We start from the raw sequence: 18,684 nt of genomic DNA on the forward strand, positions 1-18,684 counted from the left end.
AATCCGTTATTACACTAAATAGTCATAACCTTTTAAGGTTAAGAAGTTATCTAACTCATCACTGGTCGCTAAGTGCGACATCAAATACGTCGCTTCTTTAAAACGACCACTCTCAATACGTTCTTGGCCTAACTCTTGCTGCAATACTTGCATTTCTTCAGTCAACATTTGTGCAAATAATGCCTTAGTCACCACTTGGCCATTAGATAGCGTTTTACCGTGTTTTATCCACTGCCAAATTGACGCTCTTGCTATTTCTGCGGTAGCAGCATCTTCCATTAAGCCGTAAATAGGCACACAACCATTACCCGAGATCCATGCTTCAATATATTGCACAGCCACGCGAATATTGTGCCGCATACCCGCTTCTGTACGCTCACCATCACAAGGGGCTAATAATTCTGCCGCAGTAATAGGTGCATCTTGTTCACGACTCACATTTAATTGGTTAATGCGTTGATCAAGTACATCATCAAAAATTGCGCGGGCTGTATCAGCTAACCCCGGATGCGCAACCCAAGTACCATCGTGACCATTATTAGCTTCAAGGGCTTTATCAGTTTGAATCTTATTTAATACCCATGCTTGTTGCTGAGGATCTTTAGCTGGAATAAAAGCGGCCATGCCTCCCATTGCTAATGCACCACGACGATGACAAGTACGAACAAGTAACCGTGAATAGGCATTTAGAAAAGGTTTCTCCATGGTTACCACTTGGCGATCAGGCAAAATACGCTCAGGGAAATTTCGTAAGGTTTTTATATAACTGAAAATATAATCCCAACGACCACAGTTTAATCCGACAATATGTTGTTTAAGATTGAATAATATTTCATCCATCTCAAACGCTGCCGGTAAGGTTTCAATTAATACCGTAGCCTTGATAGTGCCACGGGTTAAACCAAATTCATCTTCGGTATAACTAAAGACATCACTCCACCAAGCAGCCTCTCGATATGCTTGCAGCTTTGGTAAATAAAAATAAGGACCACTGCCTTTGGCTAAAAGTGCTTGATGATTGAGATAAAAATACAACGCAAAATCGACTAATGCGCCTGGAATCGGCTGACCATTCCAAAGGATATTTTTTTCAACTAAATGCAGACCACGAACACGGCAAATCAATACCGCGGGATCATCATCAAGCTGATAATGTTTACCCGTTTGAGGATGGGTATAGCTAATGGTGCCATTGACCGCATCACGCAAATTTTGGTGACCATCAATAATGGCATTCCACGATGGTGAAAAGGAGTCCTCAAAGTCAGCCATAAATACTTTTACGTTAGCATTTAAGGCATTTATCACCATTTTACGATCGACAGGGCCAGTAATCTCTACGCGGCGATCTTGTAAATCATGAGGAATATTTTGTATTTTCCACTCAGCCTCTCTGATAGCGCGAGTGTCTGGTAAAAAGTCAGGTAGTTGGCCACGATCAATCGCTAATTGCTGTTGTTCACGCGCCTCTAACAATAACGGTACTCGATCAGCGAAACGTTCAACTAACCGCTCAATAAATGCTAACGCATCGGCGGTGATAATCTGTTGTTGCTGCTCTGTCAGAGGTTGCTGCAGTAATAACTGAGTATGATCATTCGCTTGAATGGCTGTTTCTATCATATGCGCCTCCAGCATGTAACTTAATCACCACTTTTATCAATAATAAAAGCAATGACTCCCTGTTAAACAATTTAAAGCATATATTTACGTTGCCGTAACAGTAGTAGGAATGCAAATAAATAACCGTATTTAAAAACCCACCACAAAACACAAAAACTTAAATATCAATAACTTAAAAACCAAACTGGAATATGTAAAATACCAAATTCACAAAAATCTTAGCTATTTACTCGGAATTTAAATTTATGTTTAAATAATGGCTTTTTGTATGTGGTTACGTAATTAAATTACATTAACGGCGATAATAATATTTATTCAAAATTGCGTTTAAAACAGGAAGTGATTTTTAAAATATATATAACCGCATAATAAATATAATAATTAATTATCAAAAAACAACAAAATGAAACAGGTTGCATTAAATATTTAAAAGAGAGGAAGGGATTAGTTTGCAAGATGAAACAGATTTATTCAACAAAACAGCAACTTATAGATAAAATACTCGATAATATAATCTTTTACTCATTCGCAAAAAAATAGTTTATTGCTCTAAAAACCATCATTAATAACCATAGCCAATATAATACCCACAAAAATGCCCAAATAATCATAATAACCTCTCTTGTCATTATTATAATTAGTTCAGGCTGGTGTCATACCACTCGCAATTAACTCGCTTTTACAGTAAGCCTTTAACAATCTCACCCAGCTTTTCAAATACAACAGTACGGCTTGATGTTGGTCGCCACACTAAACCAATTTCACGGTATGCATCTTGACCTGGTGGCTCAATAACCACTAAGTTTTGATTTTCTAAAATGCCGTGTTTAATTGCCATTTCAGGAATGAATGTCGTTCCCAAGCCATTGGCAACCATTTGTACGAGTGTATGTAAGCTGGTTGCAGTGAAAGGATTTATTTTTTCTTTTGAGGTCAATTTACACGCAGAAACTGCATGCTCCGTTAAACAGTGTTCTTTCTCTAGTAAGAAAACCGATTTATCGGGCAAATCAGCATAATGTAATGGCATGGTTACTGAAGCTGCTTGATTTTTACTGATCACCATTTTAAATCCATCACGGCCAACAACCTTGCTCGACATGCCATGAATATCAACTGGTAGCGCTAAAATTAGTACATCCATTTCACCATGCTGAAGTGCTTCTAATAAATTAACAGTCGTATCTTCACGCAGGAGTAAATTAAGCTTGGGGTATAAAATATTGACTTGCTGCACTAAGCCGCACAATAAAAAAGGGGCGATAGTAGGAATACAACCTACCCGCAATGGGCCTTCCATCACATCACCACTGCAACGAGAAAGCTCGACTAAATCACGACTACACGCTAATAGCTCACGCGCCCTATCGACAACTTGTTCCCCCATAGAAGTAAAAACTAAGGTTTTTGCCTTGGTATCACGCTCTACTAAGTGGCAATCAAGTAACTCTTCAAGATTCTGAATACCAGAACTTAATGTCGACTGGCTCACAAAACACCGTTTAGCTGCTTCGCCAAAATGGTGGGTTTCCGATAGAGTAACTAAATAATGGAGTTGTTTAAGTGATGGGAATTTATTCATCGTATTTTTCGATTACTTCAATCTATTTATTCTGCTTTTTTCAATTTAACAGTTTAGCTATAGTTTGTCTCGTCCAAGTATGGCGTCAGCCCCTAAAGGTCGACAATAACCAAATATTTAAGGAGCACCAAAATGGTACTAGTAGGTCGTCAAGCACCAGATTTTACTGCTGCAGCTGTTTTAGGTAACGGCGAAATCGTTGATTCATTCAACTTTGCAGAGTTTACTAAAGGTAAGAAAGCTGTTGTTTTCTTCTACCCACTAGACTTCACTTTTGTATGCCCATCAGAGCTAATTGCTTTTGATAAGCGCTTTGAAGATTTCCAAGCGAAAGGTGTTGAAGTGATTGGTGTTTCAATTGATTCACAATTCTCACACAACGCATGGCGTAACACTGCTGTTGAAGACGGCGGTATCGGTCAAGTTAAATACCCACTAGTTGCTGATATTAAGCACGAAATCTGCAAAGCTTACGATGTTGAGCATCCAGAAGCGGGTGTTGCTTTCCGTGGTTCATTCCTTATCGATGAAGACGGCTTAGTTCGTCACCAAGTAATTAACGATCTACCACTAGGTCGTAACATCGATGAAATGCTACGCATGGTTGATGCATTGAACTTCCACCAGAAGCACGGCGAAGTATGTCCTGCACAGTGGGAAGAAGGTAAAGCAGGTATGGATGCATCACCAAAAGGTGTAGCAGACTACCTATCTGAGCACACTGCAGACCTAGGTAAGAAGTAATTACCTGTAACACCATGCTCACGGTGTTATAAATTGCATTAGTGCTACATAGAGCCAAAGTCAGCTCAAATAAAAATAGAATGAGGCTCGGAATATACCGAGCCCTTTTTTTTATCTGCTTTTTACTCGATCGTTTCGTTTTCAACCTAGCGCACATTATTCATCACCGCTGTTCGCCCCTGTTGCAATTATCTTCTACACTGAAACCCCTCTTTTATAATACCGTTAATTATCAATGACTATTCAACTTGAAGTTTGTATCGATAATCTTGAATCACTCCATTATGCCGAGCAAGGTGGAGCAACTCGAATTGAACTGTGCTCCTCGTTAGCATTGGGCGGGCTCACACCTAGCGCTGGATTTATGCAGGCCGCAGCTAAATATGCCACAGTTCCCGTTTATGCGATGATTCGCCCTCGCCAAGGTGACTTTCTGTTTAACAGTGACGATGTCGAAATGATGTTGGCAGATATTTACGCAGCTAAGCAGGCTCGACTGCAAGGAGTTGTGGTTGGCGTATTAACACCACAGAGTTTGGTTGATAGCGATATTTTAACCAGCCTTGTTAAACAAGCTCAAGGGATGGGAGTTACTTTTCACCGCGCGATTGATCAATGTGTTGAACCTATGGCGGCACTGGATGCCATTATGGCAGCGGGTTGTGAACGTATTCTCACTTCGGGTTTACAAGCCAATGCTTATGACGGTATTAGTATGATTAACCGCATGCATCAATATTGCGGTGAGCGGTTAAAGATTATGGCTGGTGCGGGAGTTAATAGTCATAATGTACGTGAAATTATTGCTCGCACAGGCATAAATGAAGTCCACTTATCAGGTAAAACTACCCGTCCAAGCAAAATGACCACTGTTGCGAAACAAGCACATATGGGCAGTGCTGATATTGATGATTTTGAAATTCCGATTACAGGCGTAGAAAATATTGCCGCAGTGGTTGCTCAACTTAAATTGTGATAACACTCCTTTGTTATTATTAAATCGGGACGTAATAACTCATCACGTCCCGTTTACTATTCACCACGGCAACTTTACTTTCGTGGTGCTACAACATGTTTTTAATATCTTCTGGATTAGTGTGGCGAATATCTTTGCCTTGCACAAAATAGATAATATATTCGCAGATATTTTGACAACGATCGCCGACTCGCTCAATTGAACGCGCAGCCCACATCACCTTCATTACATTAGGAATCGAATTAGGCTCTTCCATCATATAAGTCATTAATTGGCGTATGATGGCTTCATATTCACGATCAATACGATCATCTTCTTGATAGACTTCAATTGCAGCTTTGACATCCATCCGTGCAAAAGCATCGAGTGTTTCATGCAGCATTCGCACCGCATGTTGACCTAACGATTCCAATGACACTAATAAGTTATATTGTTTATTGGTAAAGTTCTCAGATGCCACTTTAGCAATACTTTCGGCAACATCACCAATCCGCTCTAAATCGGTAATGGTTTTAATGATCGCAATCACCAACCGTAAATCACTGGCCGTTGGTTGGCGCTTAGCAATAATACGAGTACACGCTTCATCAATCGCAACTTCCATTGCATTAACTTTATGATCGTCTCGAATTACGCGCTTGGCTAATTCTTCATTTTGCTTATGCAGCGCTTTTAAGCTATCGGCCAACTGTTGCTCAACCAAGCCTCCCATAGCTAATACATAGGTACGAATACTTTCTAATTCATGGTTAAACTGACCTGAAATATGACGGCCAAGGCTAATTGTATTTAACATCATGTTGTTCCTTAACCATAACGCCCAGTAATATAATCTTCAGTGCGTTTTTCTTTGGGAGTCGTAAATATATCATTGGTACTGGTATATTCCACCAGCTCCCCCATATGCATAAAAGCAGTTTGATCTGAAACTCGCGCCGCTTGTTGCATGTTATGCGTCACGATAATAACGGTGTATTTAGCCTTAAGATCATTAATCAATTCTTCAATGGTTAAGGTTGAAATTGGATCCAATGCTGATGTCGGTTCATCTAATAACAGAATTTCAGGTTCAATCGCTATCGCACGTGCGATCACTAATCGTTGTTGCTGACCGCCAGAAAGACCAAATGCATTTTCATGCAGGCGACCTTTGACCTCATCCCATAATGCTGCTGAACGCAGTGAATTTTCCACCGCATCATCAAGTACGCGTCGATCGCTAACCCCTTGTAAACGCAATCCATAAACTACATTTTCATAAATTGACTTCGGGAACGGATTAGGACGCTGAAACACCATTCCAACTTGACGTCTAAGTGCTGCAACATCGACATTTTTATCGTACACATTCTGTCCATGAAGCATGACTTTACCGTCAATATGGCAACCATCAATTAGGTCATTCATACGGTTAATGCAGCTTAACAAGGTCGACTTACCACAGCCTGAAGGGCCGATAAAGGCAGTTACCTGTCCTTTTGCTATGCGCATATTAATATCAAACAAGGCTTGAGTCTGACCATAATGCAGGTTTAAGCCTTCAATCGATAGTGCTGTTTTTTCATCAGCCAATAACGACAAATCCAACGGCGCAAAGAGCCCTGATGGCGACGTATCGGTAAAGAGAGAATGATCGTTATACATAGTTAAATCTCGTGTTATAAATACTCACCGTTACTGCTCTAAGGCGCGAAATTTTTCTCGTAGATGATTTCGAATAGCAATAGCGGTTAAGTTTAAACTGATAATAACCGTCACTAATAAAAATGAGGTGGCGTAGACTAATGGCCGCGCCGCTTCAACATTTGGGCTTTGAAATGCAACATCATAGACATGGTAGCCTAAGTGCATGAATTTTCTATCCAAGTGAACATAAGGAAAATGCATATCAAGCGGTAATGTTGGCGCCATTTTTACCACTCCCACCAGCATCAATGGTGCAACTTCACCTGCTGCACGCGCCACCGCTAAAATAAGTCCCGTCATGATTGCAGGGCTTGCCATTGGTAATACAATCCGCCATAAGGTTTCAGCTTGGGTTGCGCCAAGTGCTAATGAACCATTACGGACTGAACTTGGAATCCGCGCTAAGCCTTCTTCGGTTGACACAATCACCACTGGTAAGGTCATAATCGCGAGGGTTAATGCTGACCATAAAATGCCCGGCGTACCAAACGTAGGGGTTGGCAATTGAGCTGAGAAAAACACATCATCAATGGTGCCACCCACCATATACACAAAGAAACCTAATCCAAAAACGCCATACACTATCGATGGCACACCGGCGAGGTTAATCACTGCTATACGGATCAGTTTAGTTAACCGATTATTGCTGGCGTACTCATGTAAATAAACCGCAGCCAGCACCCCTAATGGCGTCACCATCACGCTCATTAATAACACCATAAATACCGTACCAAAAATGGCAGGAAACACGCCGCCTTCAGTATTGGCTTCACGTGGTGCTTCGGTTAAAAACTTATAAACCTGATGCCCCCAGTGCTGTACTTTTTCAAACCACGATAAATTATTAGGCCGCCACATATCCAACACTTGCATCATTGGAATAGTCACATCGGTGCCATTTTGATCGCGTAATACTAGGGCATCGTTATCGAGTTGCCGTTGCAGCGCAAATAACCGATTCTCAATATTCTTATAAATCGTATTGTAATTAGCTTGCTCACGATCAATACGTAAGCCATCTGCAGTGGTGAGCTTACCACTTAATTCTAGCCGCCGTTTTTCAATTCTTAAGCGTTCTAAATGCCAGTTAATATTGGCAATCTCGTTACTTTGCAATGAACGTAATTCAGAGCGTACTTTATCTGCTTGTGCTAATGCATCAGGTAACTGTGATAACGGCTGCGGCTCACCCGCTTCAATCACATGAAGCGGATAACCATAAAACTTACCATTACTTTCGCGATCGACCACGGCAATATTATTGGCAATTTTTTGATCAACAATTTGAGTGCTTAATACGGTTAAGAAATCTAATGCGCCCTGACCACGATTGCCTGTTTTAATCAAATAACGCGGCACGCTATCTTGAGTAAACTGGCTGACATCGACTCCTGCATCAGCGAGTTGATCGACTGGTATCATAGTTCGCTGATAAAGCTCACCAACCACCACTTGATGCTTACCATTAAGGTTGACATCAAACTGATACACAGGCGCAGGCCAAAAATAACTTAAGCCTTTGTAACCTATCAATAATAACAAGCCAAGCACAGCCACTAAACTTAAACTGACCGCACCTGCTGTTAACCAAATCCATGGCGAACCGGATTTAAACCATTTAATCATTGCTGTATCACTTATTATAACGAACTGTATTTTTCGCGTAATCGTTGGCGAACGACTTCAGCAATCGTATTAAATACAAAGGTAAACACAAACAGCACAAATGCCGCTAAGAACAGCACGCGATAATGTGAGCTTCCCACTTCTGATTCAGGCATTTCAATCGCGATGGTTGCTGCTAAGGTACGTAACCCTTCTAGCAAATTCCAATCCATCACCGGCGTATTACCGGTTGCCATTAACACGATCATAGTTTCACCCACTGCCCGTCCTAAGCCCATCATAATGGCTGAAAATATACCGGGGCTGGCGGTCAATAACACCACCTTGGTTAGGGTTTGCCATTGGGTAGCACCTAACGCTAACGAGCCTTTAGTAAGGTGTACTGGCACCGAGAAAATAGCATCTTCAGCAATAGTAAAAATAGTCGGAATAACTGCAAACCCCATCGCTATGCCGACAATCAGCGCATTACGTTGATCATAACCAATCCCAAGGTGATTATTGAGATACCCTTGCAGATCGCCATTAAAAAACTGGGTTTCAATCCATGGACTTAAACCAAAGCAGCCATAAGTGACAGCAACAATCACTGGAATCAGTAGCGCAATATGAAAACCATGAGGGATCCGTGACCGCCACTGCCCCGGCAGCATAGACCAGCTCCAACCGACCACAATAATACTGAGCGGTAAAAATAGCATTCCAAGCGCAATCCCTGCGAGATATTGTTCAACAATCGGCGCCAGCCATACACCAGCAAGAAAACCCAAAATAACCGTCGGCAGCGCTTCCATAAGTTCTACCGTAGGTTTAATCACCTTCCTAACCTTATTTGACATAAAGTAAGCGGTATAAATTGCGCCAGCAAGGGCTAATGGAATCGCAAAAAACATCGAATAAAGGGCAGCTTTCAGTGTACCAAATACAATCGGTACTAAGCTTAATTTAGGTTCAAATTCATCACTGGCAGAGGTTGATTGCCACACATAATCAGGCTCGGCATAGCCTTCATACCACACTTTTTGTAACAGTGATGATAGCCCAATATCAGGATGGGCATTTTTAACTTGGTAGCTCTGCCAGTGGTCATCATTTAGTGTCACCAGCAAGTTTGCCTTGGGTGATATAGCGATGTCAGTCGGTACCTTATTAAAGACTTTTTCTTTATAAATCACCTTGCGCTCAGCAGTGTAATAGGCCGACGTGGTGCCATCTTTTTGAATCGCAAAAAAACCCTTACGGTAATATTCGGGCACGATCTTAACTAACGGGCTGGCAGAAAAATGAAATGTTCTGACGTTAATTAGCTGGCGTTGGCCTTGCTTAACCGCTTCAAACCACTGTGAAATAGTATTATTAGAGTTGGTAATTAATAATGAATTGGCACCAGATAACAACGTAATTGCCACAGGTTTGCTGCTGCCAGTAGCAATATTTTCAATTTTGCGTAAGAAAGCTGTTTCAGCCGTCAGTTTATATAAATATAAATTTGAGCCACTCAATACATACAGTGTTTTGCCATCAGGGGTTAATTGCAAATCATCTATTTTTGCTGGTGCATTATTAATCTTAAACCGATGTTGTTGCCAACCTTGCGCGCGTTGAACAACATTTTCAGGTAATAATAAACTCAAACCATAAAGCTGATTATTGGCGGTTTTAGCCACGATAACGGTACGATCATCACGACCAGAAATCGCTAATTGAGTAATCGCTTCATGAGTAGGTGTGACAGCTAATGGAACGTTACCAAAAGGAAACTCAATGTTAGGTTGTAACTGTTTATGTGCCGCAGCAAAGGTAAGCGCAAAATCAGCTTTAACCACCACTACTTTGCCCGCTGAAGAGCCATAAGCAACCATACCATCACGAGGTAAACTCACACCATAAGCACTTGGGTTAGCCATAATAGTCTGCTGCTTAACCACTTGCGCGGAGTGAGATTGAGTCGGTAAATTAACGAAAGTTACTTTGCCATCATCACTAAATCGATAAGCAATAGTATTACTGTCATCGACCCCTAATAACGCGGTGTTATTCGTCGTAGCTAATGAGAACTGTTGTTGTGGCGTTACAGAAACAGAAGAAAAAATAGGCACAATCACATACAGCAAATAAAAGAAAATCAGCATTAACGTGATCAATACAAAAATGCCACCAGCTGTTACCCCTACGCGAGCTAATTTATCTTTAGCGCGACGAAAGCGATTCTTTTTGCTTAATAATGTGCTGGCGTTTGCCATTATGACCTCTAACCTATTTATACGCTTAAAAGTGTATTGCTATTTTATGACAGATTTATGACAACGATAACTGTGGTTATTATTTGAGTTGGCTAAATCACATTTTGCAGCCATGATTAAAAAACAACCATTTTATTTACGTGCCATCATAGTGTTATAACGACAAGGATTGATGTGATGAAACAACTGATTGTAACTATCATCGGTAAAGATAAACCTGGGCTTGTAGAACAGTTATCTGACACCGTCTATCTTAATCATGCTAATTGGGTCAGCAGTTCACTGAGTCAACTCGGTGGCCAGTTTGCTGGCATAATACAAATAGAGGTAGCAGCACAATACGTAATTACACTGCGCCAAGCCTTAACCGCAATTGAAGATCTACACATTCATATCGTCGACGATCATACTCAAACAGCTGTGCCTTATATTGCTCAGCAACTGACGGTGACCGGTAATGATCGCCGTGGTATCGTGAAAGAAGTCACTCAGCATTTAACCCTGCTTGGGGTCAATATTGCCAAACTAAAAACTGATACTCGCAGCGCACCTAATTGGGGCTATCCGATTTTTGTGGCTGAATTTCAATTGCACACACCACCAGAAATAAACACAGATATGATTCAGCAACAACTGGAACAGTTAGCAGATGATCTAACTATAGATATTGAAACGCTTAGCTAAATCAATCAGATGGCATACACTAAGGCAATGTAACGCGAATCATCATGCTTTACCATGCCATTTATTTCAATATTCCGCGTTGATGGCTGTGAAGTAATAGGGATATTGACATCAAATGACTACCAACCACCGTTATCTTGATAAAGAACTCAGCTGGCTTTCATTTAATCAACGAGTATTACAACAAGCAGCAGACAAATCAGTGCCGCTGCTTGAGCGCGTACGTTTTATTGGTATCTATGCCAATAATATTGATGAGTTCTACAAAGTACGGGTCGCGAAAATTAAGCGCCAACTATTACACCACAACGGCGACCATCAACCAGCGCAACAATTATTAGATCGCATTCAACACCAAAGCTTACAAGCCCAACAACACTTTGATGCTATTTATAACGCCCTGCTAAATGAGATGGCGCAACGACATATTTATCTGATTAATGATCTTCAGCCACTAGCTTGTGAGCAACAGCAGTGGCTACAACACTATTTCCATCACTCAATTTTGCCGCAGCTGACGCTCATTCCATTAACCGACACTGTCGACTTAATTAAGCGCTTACATCATCATTGTTCCTACTTAATCGTTATGATCACTCGTGCAGCAAGCATTGATTATGTGCTGGTTGAAATTCCCACTAACACCTTACCGCGGTGGCTACAGCTGCCATCAACTAATCATCAATATTCACTGATGTTGGTTGAGAATATTATTCGCGCCTATATTGATGACGTTATTGATACTGTTACTGATGCTCAAACCACTTATGAGCAGCTGAGCGTGTATAGCATCAAAATCACGCGCGATGCCAATTATGAGCTCAAACCTAACAACCATGATGTATTACACCAATTATCACACCACTTACAGCAACGGTTAACGGCCAAGCCATTGCGGTTAGTGTATCAACACACCATGCCAGCGCCACTGCTGCAATTATTAACTAATAGGCTCAGACTGTCTGATTTCGATACGTTGATCGCGAGCGAGCATTGCCAACACCTTGATGATTTAAGCGCGTTTCCTGCTATTGGCAATAAATACCTTCATTATGCGCCTTTACCGACTATTAACAGTGCCGCCTTTAATCAGGCAAGTAATGTGTTTGCCGCCATAACTACCCAAGATATTTTATTGTATTACCCCTATCACAGCTTTGAGCATATGCTAGATTTTGTCCATCAAGCGGCACGAGATCCAGCAGTACGCCACATTAGCATCAATATTTATCGGCTCGCGAAACAATCACGAATAATTGATAGCCTAATAATGGCAGCCAATAATGGTAAGCAAGTCACGGTGGTGGTCGAGTTACAGGCGCGGTTTGATGAACAGGCAAATATTGATTGGGCGCAGCAATTAACCGCAGCAGGGATCACGGTGTTATTTGGCGTTACTGAAGTAAAAATTCATGCCAAATTATGTTTGATTACTCGCCAAGAGCAGCAACAGCTTATCGACTATGCTCATATTGGTACTGGTAACTTTAACGAACAAACCGCGCGCATCTATACTGATTTTTCATTATTTACCCGTCAACGTGTCATTACCCAAGAAGTGCGACAATTATTTGATTACCTTGCAAATCCAAAGGCTAAAGTCAGTTTCAACCACTTAATCGTATCGCCAATGAATGCGCGCGCGCGTTTATATGCCCTGATTGACACTGAGATATACCACGCTCAACACCAGCGTGCGGCTGGCATTACACTCAAGCTCAATAATTTAATTGATAACGGCTTAATCGATAAACTTTATCAAGCCAGTCAACATGGGGTTAAAATCCAATTGATCATTCGCGGTATGTGTAGCCTGATTGCTGATGTTCCGCATCGCAGTGAAAACATTACTATCACTAGTATTGTTGATCGCTTTCTTGAGCATTCGCGGGTATATATTTTTACCAACAATGGCAGCCCTAAAGTATTTATTTCCTCAGCTGATTGGATGCAGCGTAATATTGATCGCCGTATTGAAGTCGGTTGCCCTATTTTATCGCCAGCGCTTAAACAACGTATTATCGCTATCACCAAACTCCAGTTAGCCGATAACGTGCAAGCGCGAGTAATAGACCCAGCGCTGAGCAATCGTTATGTCAGCCGTGGTAAACGGCCTAAGATCCGTTCTCAAACTGCTATTTATAACTATTTAACTCGTGTAGAAGCACAATCGCAACAGCTCGCGCATAAGGAGCATCAACACCATGCTAAATGATAATCACCCCATTCAAGCTTTCAATGCGCCACCACCACGGCACATTGCAGCGCTTGATCTTGGCTCAAACAGTTTTCATTTAGTGATTGCGCGGGTTATTGGTCAGCGACTGCAAATTATAGGACGCTATAAACAACGGCTACAACTAGCATCAGGGCTTGATAGCCAACACAACCTTAGCCAAGCTGCGATTGAACGTGGTTTAGCCTGTTTAACCATGTTCGCTGAACGGCTGCATGGTTTTGCCCCTGAAAATGTTCGTATTGCCGCGACTTATACCCTGCGTCAAGCACGTAATGCCGATATTTTTATTGGTCGTGCCGAGGCTATTATTCCCTACCCAATTGAAATCATTGCTGGAACCGAAGAAGCGCGGTTAATTTATTTAGGCGTGGCACATACTGAGCCTGAACACGACAAAAGACTGGTAATTGATGTCGGTGGCGGTAGTACCGAGTTAGTGATTGGCTCAGGGTTTGAAACCGATATCGTTGCCAGCAAACACATTGGCTGTGTGAGCTACCATCAAACCTTTTTCAGTGATGGCAAACTCAATCATGCTAATTTTGCCGCAGCACAATTAGCCGCGCGCCAAAAGCTTGAAACCATTGCTAATCAATACAAACAACTTGGTTGGCAAAAAGTATTAGGCACATCAGGTACCATTAAAGCCATTCGCGCCGTATTAATAGCTCAAGGTCATCACGATGGCGTGATCACGCAACCACGATTACAACAATTAATCACTACGATGATCAGCTATAAGCATCAACAGCAGTTAGTGTTAGCCGGATTAACCCCAGAGCGTCAGCCCGTTTTTGCTGCTGGAGTAGCGATTGTCAGTGCGATTTTTTCGGCGCTGGATATTACCGCCATCCATTTTTCCAATGCGGCCTTACGGGAGGGATTACTGTATGACATGGAACAACGTTTTCGTCATTGTGATATTCGCAGCCAAACAGCCACAGCCATGGCGCAGCAATATAATATCGATATGCTCCAAGCCCAACGGGTAAAAAACACCGCCTTAGCACTGTATGCACAACTGCCACTGCCAGCAACAGATAAAGGCCCAAACTTAACCACACTATTGGCATGGGGAGCATTATTGCATGAGGTTGGGCTCAGCATCAGTTACCCTGGTTTTCATCGTCACTCAGCCTATATATTGCGTTATAGCGCTATGCCAGGGTTCAGTGTTGATCAACAAACACTGCTAGCAACCTTAGCCCGTTTTCAACGCAAGCGCTTAAAGCTAGATGAAATGCCCCCCTTAACGATTTATAAACGTAAGCAAGTCTATCCTCTAATTCGCGCATTACGGTTGGCGGTGACACTCAATGGCCAACGCAGTACTGCTCCTCAACCAGCCATTAGTGTCAGCGTCAATAATGAGCACTGGCAGTTAGTGTTTCCGGCTAATTGGTTAGCAACCAATACTCTCCTTGCCGCCGATCTCGCTACCGAGCAGCAATATTGGCATAAGGCTGGCTGGAAATTGACGATTGCGGAGTGAGTGGCGAGTGGCGAGTGGCGAGTGGCGAGTGGCGAGTGGCGAGTGGCGATAAATTAAAGCAGGATTGTGATAGCTAAACAGCAACTTTTGCGGGTTTTTAAATGATATCTGTGTGACGGCTCTATTTTTGAATTTAATAACATCGTTAACAACATCGCCATGCTGTATTTTGGCTGTTATTGGCGGTTTAAACATCTTAAAACCAGCCTTATAATCCAAACTGAAGATGAAGTGCGATCACGAAGTGCCGATAAGATCCAATATGTTAAATACCGTCGTTTTAAACAAAAAATATAGTGTTATTGATTACCCCTTTCTCTGTCTACATATACAGTGTGTAATCTCACTCATACACTAGGAGGAAGGATATATGGCGGCGGTAAAGATTGGTGATTGGATTTCAGTTGGAGAGTCTGGGATGTCCGCTCGAGTTTTTAATGTTTTTTCTGATAACGAGGTAGCTGCAGGATATTTGCAAAATAATGTAAAAGCAGTAAAAGATGACTTCACTTGGGATGGTCATATTTGGCGGTTTAAATATAAACAGCCAAGCGGTTTTGTATTAGGCCCTTATGAAGCCTCCCTTGTTAAGATGGGTCCCTTTATTAATACGCATAAATAGACATACTGTTAAATACCGCCCATCGTGGCGGTATTTTGATATTTGTAGGTTAGTTTGTGATTTGCTACAGTTTAACTACAATGTAGTTGCAATATAATTATAAGTTATCTAATCCGAATAAAGCGAAAACTAATACTCGAAAACATGGCGTTACTTTTGTAGAAGCTGAATCAGTTTTTAGTGATGAATGCGCTCGTATAATACCTGATCCTGACAGCTCATACGGTGAAGAACGCTTCATCATTATGGGATTGAGTGAGAACCATAACACTCTCGTTGTATGTCATTGCTATCGAGGTGATGACGAAAGGATTCGAATTATTTCAGCTCGGAAAGCAGAAAAACGAGAACGTAAACAATATGAGGAGTTTCGTTATGCGTGATCAATATGATTTTTCAAACTCAATGGCTAATCCATACGCGAAAAAAGTAAAGAAACAGATCACTATTCGACTCGATGATGATGTGGTGACTTACTTTAAAGATTTATCTGAAAAGAATGGTATTCCATACCAAAACTTAATTAATCTTTACTTAAAAGATTGTGCATCAAAGAATAAAGAATTAACCATGGATTGGCAGTAAAATCATTACAAAAAAGGTCGCTCATATATAGCGACCTTTTTGATACCTACTTAACACCCACCTCAATCTTTCAGCCCCAACTTGACCATGTTTTCTTTGACGATCGCGACTGGTAATGGAATATAGCCATCTTTTTGCACAATATTTTGCCCATCACTCGATAGAATAAAGCGCAAAAACTCTTGCTCCATCGGCGCTAAAGCTTTGTTGGGGTGTTTGTTAATATACAAATACAAATAACGCGACAATGGGTAGTTGCCATTGATCGAATTCTCAACGGTTGCCTCAATATAATCAGTACCTTCACGGGCAACGGGAATAGCACGAATACCGGTGGTTTTATAGCCAATCCCAGAATAGCCAATTGCATTTAATGAGGTTGAAACAGACTGTACCACTGAGGCAGAACCCGGTTGTTCATTAACGTTATTACGAAAATCACCACGGCATAAAGCGCGCTTTTTAAAGTCGCCATAAGTGCCAGAGACTGAATTACGACCAAATAATTGAATGTCACGCTGCTGCCAACTATTGGGTAAACCTAATTGCCCCCACTGAGTGATCGGCACTAAAGCGCCACAGCGTAAAGTGCGTGAATATATCGCATCTAACTGCTCGAAATTAATCCCTTTAAGCGGGTTATCTTCATGGACAAACACTGCTAATGCATCCACCGCGACTTTAATTGCGGTCGGTTTATAGCCGTATTCTTTTTCAAATGCTTCAATTTCTTTGGTTTTCATTTCGCGGCTCATCGGCCCTAATTGTGCCGTTGCTTCCACCAGCGCTGTCGGGGCGGTTGATGAGCCTGAAGTTTGAATTTGAATATTAACGTTCGGGTATTGGCGTTTAAATGCCTCGGTCCAATAGGTCATTAAGTTAGCTAAGGTATCTGAGCCGACTGACGATAAATTGCCCGAAATACCACTGACTTTATGATACGGCTGGAGGTGGGTATCTACTGCGGTCGCGGCAGCGGTATTGGTTGCCGCAGCAGCAGATTCAGCGGCAAATAAACCCAATAACCACACGCCAGTGATCGCACTAGTGATGGTTTTGGTTAGCGCTGACATTAACATAAGGTATCCTTACCCAAGTGATTACTCATTATGAGCCACGGTATCAAGCCGCGCGCTATCAGCGACTAACCGACTTGGTAATGTAAATGAAAAGGTGCTGCCTTTATCGAGTTCACTGTCAATTTCTAAGTGTGAATCATGGTGACTAAGCGCATGTTTAACAATCGCTAGCCCTAACCCACTACCACCAGTTTCACGCGAGCGAGCTTTATCTACTCGATAAAAACGTTCAGTTAAGCGATGAATATGTTGCGCGGCAATACCTTCACCACTGTCAGTAACTTCTAATCGTGGCCCCATTGATGAACGATACCAACGTACATTAATAGCGGCATCACTCGGTGTATGCTTAACCGCGTTATAAACCAAGTTTGAAATCGCACTACGGAGTTGATCATCATCTCCTAATACTTTTAAACTGCTATCGACATCAAACTTAAACGACTGATTTTTATTACCACTAAGAGAAATTGCTTCTTTTTCTAAAATATCGAGCATTGCAGGCACATCAACAATTTCTTCCAGTTCAATCGTTGGTGCCGCTTCAATTTTAGATAATGTCAGTAATTGCTCAACCAACGCATTCATGCGCGCCAATTGTTCAGTCATCACGCCATGAGCACGATCCCACATCGGCCCCATTAGCATTTCAGGATCTTGCGCCATTTCAAGATAGCCTTGTAACACTGTCATTGGTGTGCGTAATTCATGCGATACATTGGCAAAAAAGTTACGTCGCATGCCTTCCAGTTGTTTTAACTGCGATACATCGCGTACAGCCATCAGATATTCACCCTCGGTGTAACGCATGATCCGCAGCTCTAAAGTACGGTCATAATTCATTGGCGAGGTAATTTCTAATGGAGTATCAAATACTTGACGAGAAAGGTAGCGCACAAAATCAGGGCTACGTAATAAATTACTGATCGGTTGACCACTATCATCAGGCCAACGTAAACCTAATAATTGCTGGGCTAATTTATTACACCAAACAATGTTACCTTCACTGCGAAACACCACCACCGCATCGGGCAGCGATTCAGCACCATTACGGAAACGGCGAATCAAGGTAGTCAGTTCTTTACGGCGACGACGATTACGTTGTTGTAAACGGTAGATACCATTAAACAGTGGTTCCCAACTGCCAGAACCTGAAGGCGGGGTTAAGCTGCGATCTTTCCATAACCAATTCGACATTTTAAGTTGATTATGAAAATGCCAGCCGAGTTGAATCCAAGTGGCAATTAATAAAAACCACGGTAGATAGCCAAAAATAACCCCAAGCACGAGCCAAGGCAGATAAAATAATATCAGCTCCCCAACCAGCCTTTTCCATGTCAACCTTTCCACCATGTGTTACTCCTAGCAGCAACGGAGGAGTACTGTGGTTCCGTTATGCTATTTTTCTATTCAATAAAACCAACACAACCTTTATTGTTATCGAAGCCTCACGATAACAATAAAGGTTAATAGTTTGCCACTGCAGAGGCGTGCAAAAAGTGA

16 protein-coding genes are annotated in these 18,684 nt (G+C 41.8%); 8 read left to right on the forward strand and 8 right to left on the reverse strand.

The window, feature by feature from the left end; translation table 11 throughout:
* Positions 1–9: 9 nt before the first annotated feature.
* Positions 10–1,623 carry a malate synthase A gene (gene aceB, locus PAND9192_RS18310; RefSeq protein ID WP_087854903.1) on the reverse strand — a complete coding sequence of 538 codons (1,614 nt, stop codon included), beginning with the start codon at positions 1,621–1,623 and terminating at the stop codon, positions 10–12.
* A gap of 679 nt (positions 1,624–2,302) precedes the next feature.
* A complete protein-coding gene (locus tag PAND9192_RS18315; protein ID WP_087854904.1) occupies positions 2,303–3,205 on the reverse strand; it encodes a hydrogen peroxide-inducible genes activator in 903 nt (300 codons plus the stop codon).
* Between the two features lie 132 nt (positions 3,206–3,337).
* Between PAND9192_RS18315 and PAND9192_RS18320 the strand changes: the two genes are divergently transcribed.
* Positions 3,338–3,949 (forward strand): peroxiredoxin C, encoded by a 612-nt coding sequence (locus PAND9192_RS18320; protein ID WP_060998974.1) that lies wholly within the window; start codon positions 3,338–3,340, stop codon positions 3,947–3,949.
* A 235-nt stretch (positions 3,950–4,184) separates the two neighbouring features.
* Positions 4,185–4,925 (forward strand): copper homeostasis protein CutC, encoded by a 741-nt coding sequence (locus tag PAND9192_RS18325; RefSeq protein ID WP_087854905.1) that lies wholly within the window; start codon positions 4,185–4,187, stop codon positions 4,923–4,925.
* A gap of 88 nt (positions 4,926–5,013) precedes the next feature.
* Here the strand turns inward: PAND9192_RS18325 and phoU are convergent, their stop codons facing one another.
* The 4 genes from phoU to PAND9192_RS18345 are packed head-to-tail and all read right to left on the reverse strand — an operon-like array spanning position 5,014 to position 10,480.
* Positions 5,014–5,721 carry a phosphate signaling complex protein PhoU gene (gene phoU / locus PAND9192_RS18330; protein ID WP_087854906.1) on the reverse strand — a complete coding sequence of 236 codons (708 nt, stop codon included), beginning with the start codon at positions 5,719–5,721 and terminating at the stop codon, positions 5,014–5,016.
* Between the two features lie 11 nt (positions 5,722–5,732).
* Positions 5,733–6,569, reverse strand: a complete 837-nt coding sequence (gene pstB, locus PAND9192_RS18335) for a phosphate ABC transporter ATP-binding protein PstB (protein ID WP_087854907.1) — start codon at positions 6,567–6,569, stop codon at positions 5,733–5,735.
* A gap of 30 nt (positions 6,570–6,599) precedes the next feature.
* On the reverse strand, positions 6,600–8,237 hold the full coding sequence (gene pstA / locus PAND9192_RS18340) for a phosphate ABC transporter permease PstA (protein ID WP_087854908.1): 1,638 nt from the start codon (positions 8,235–8,237) through the stop codon (positions 6,600–6,602).
* Between the two features lie 14 nt (positions 8,238–8,251).
* Positions 8,252–10,480, reverse strand: coding sequence for an ABC transporter permease subunit (locus tag PAND9192_RS18345; RefSeq protein WP_087854909.1), 2,229 nt, complete (start codon positions 10,478–10,480; stop codon positions 8,252–8,254).
* Positions 10,481–10,657: 177 nt separating this feature from the next.
* Between PAND9192_RS18345 and PAND9192_RS18350 the strand changes: the two genes are divergently transcribed.
* From PAND9192_RS18350 to PAND9192_RS18375, 6 genes are all read left to right on the forward strand, one after another.
* Entirely contained in the window at positions 10,658–11,164 is a 507-nt protein-coding gene (locus PAND9192_RS18350; protein WP_087854910.1) for a glycine cleavage system transcriptional repressor, read from the forward strand.
* 115 nt (positions 11,165–11,279) lie between these two features.
* A complete protein-coding gene (gene ppk1, locus PAND9192_RS18355; protein ID WP_087854911.1) occupies positions 11,280–13,379 on the forward strand; it encodes a polyphosphate kinase 1 in 2,100 nt (699 codons plus the stop codon).
* Positions 13,369–14,895, forward strand: coding sequence for an exopolyphosphatase (gene ppx, locus PAND9192_RS18360; protein ID WP_087854912.1), 1,527 nt, complete (start codon positions 13,369–13,371; stop codon positions 14,893–14,895). Before ppk1 ends, ppx begins: the two co-directional genes overlap by 11 nt.
* Before the next feature lie 370 nt (positions 14,896–15,265).
* Positions 15,266–15,517, forward strand: a complete 252-nt coding sequence (locus PAND9192_RS18365) for a hypothetical protein (protein ID WP_087854913.1) — start codon at positions 15,266–15,268, stop codon at positions 15,515–15,517.
* A gap of 86 nt (positions 15,518–15,603) precedes the next feature.
* Positions 15,604–15,900 (forward strand): BrnT family toxin, encoded by a 297-nt coding sequence (locus PAND9192_RS18370; protein WP_087854914.1) that lies wholly within the window; start codon positions 15,604–15,606, stop codon positions 15,898–15,900.
* Positions 15,893–16,102, forward strand: a complete 210-nt coding sequence (locus PAND9192_RS18375) for a BrnA antitoxin family protein (RefSeq protein ID WP_045037153.1) — start codon at positions 15,893–15,895, stop codon at positions 16,100–16,102. The genes PAND9192_RS18370 and PAND9192_RS18375 overlap by 8 nt, the downstream gene beginning before the upstream one ends.
* 62 nt (positions 16,103–16,164) lie before the next feature.
* Here PAND9192_RS18375 and PAND9192_RS18380 read toward each other — a convergent pair whose 3' ends face one another.
* Positions 16,165–17,175 (reverse strand): PstS family phosphate ABC transporter substrate-binding protein, encoded by a 1,011-nt coding sequence (locus tag PAND9192_RS18380; protein ID WP_087854929.1) that lies wholly within the window; start codon positions 17,173–17,175, stop codon positions 16,165–16,167.
* A gap of 27 nt (positions 17,176–17,202) precedes the next feature.
* Positions 17,203–18,534 (reverse strand): phosphate regulon sensor histidine kinase PhoR, encoded by a 1,332-nt coding sequence (phoR, locus tag PAND9192_RS18385; protein ID WP_087854915.1) that lies wholly within the window; start codon positions 18,532–18,534, stop codon positions 17,203–17,205.
* Between the last annotated feature and the right edge of the window lie 150 nt (positions 18,535–18,684).

The organism is Photobacterium andalusiense (assembly GCF_900185625.1).
GTDB lineage: Bacteria > Pseudomonadota > Gammaproteobacteria > Enterobacterales > Vibrionaceae > Photobacterium > Photobacterium aquimaris.

What these genes read in the sequence shown, in the direction of transcription:
- aceB (WP_087854903.1), bottom strand. Translation starts at nt 1,623, where the DNA reads ATGATAGAAACAGCCATTCAAGCGAATGATCATACTCAGTTATTACTG.
- PAND9192_RS18315 (WP_087854904.1), bottom strand. Translation starts at nt 3,205, where the DNA reads ATGAATAAATTCCCATCACTTAAACAACTCCATTATTTAGTTACTCTA.
- PAND9192_RS18320 (WP_060998974.1), top strand. Translation starts at nt 3,338, where the DNA reads ATGGTACTAGTAGGTCGTCAAGCACCAGATTTTACTGCTGCAGCTGTT.
- PAND9192_RS18325 (WP_087854905.1), top strand. Translation starts at nt 4,185, where the DNA reads ATGACTATTCAACTTGAAGTTTGTATCGATAATCTTGAATCACTCCAT.
- phoU (WP_087854906.1), bottom strand. Translation starts at nt 5,721, where the DNA reads ATGTTAAATACAATTAGCCTTGGCCGTCATATTTCAGGTCAGTTTAAC.
- pstB (WP_087854907.1), bottom strand. Translation starts at nt 6,569, where the DNA reads ATGTATAACGATCATTCTCTCTTTACCGATACGTCGCCATCAGGGCTC.
- pstA (WP_087854908.1), bottom strand. Translation starts at nt 8,237, where the DNA reads ATGATTAAATGGTTTAAATCCGGTTCGCCATGGATTTGGTTAACAGCA.
- PAND9192_RS18345 (WP_087854909.1), bottom strand. Translation starts at nt 10,480, where the DNA reads ATGGCAAACGCCAGCACATTATTAAGCAAAAAGAATCGCTTTCGTCGC.
- PAND9192_RS18350 (WP_087854910.1), top strand. Translation starts at nt 10,658, where the DNA reads ATGAAACAACTGATTGTAACTATCATCGGTAAAGATAAACCTGGGCTT.
- ppk1 (WP_087854911.1), top strand. Translation starts at nt 11,280, where the DNA reads ATGACTACCAACCACCGTTATCTTGATAAAGAACTCAGCTGGCTTTCA.
- ppx (WP_087854912.1), top strand. Translation starts at nt 13,369, where the DNA reads ATGCTAAATGATAATCACCCCATTCAAGCTTTCAATGCGCCACCACCA.
- PAND9192_RS18365 (WP_087854913.1), top strand. Translation starts at nt 15,266, where the DNA reads ATGGCGGCGGTAAAGATTGGTGATTGGATTTCAGTTGGAGAGTCTGGG.
- PAND9192_RS18375 (WP_045037153.1), top strand. Translation starts at nt 15,893, where the DNA reads ATGCGTGATCAATATGATTTTTCAAACTCAATGGCTAATCCATACGCG.
- PAND9192_RS18380 (WP_087854929.1), bottom strand. Translation starts at nt 17,175, where the DNA reads ATGTCAGCGCTAACCAAAACCATCACTAGTGCGATCACTGGCGTGTGG.
- phoR (WP_087854915.1), bottom strand. Translation starts at nt 18,534, where the DNA reads ATGGTGGAAAGGTTGACATGGAAAAGGCTGGTTGGGGAGCTGATATTA.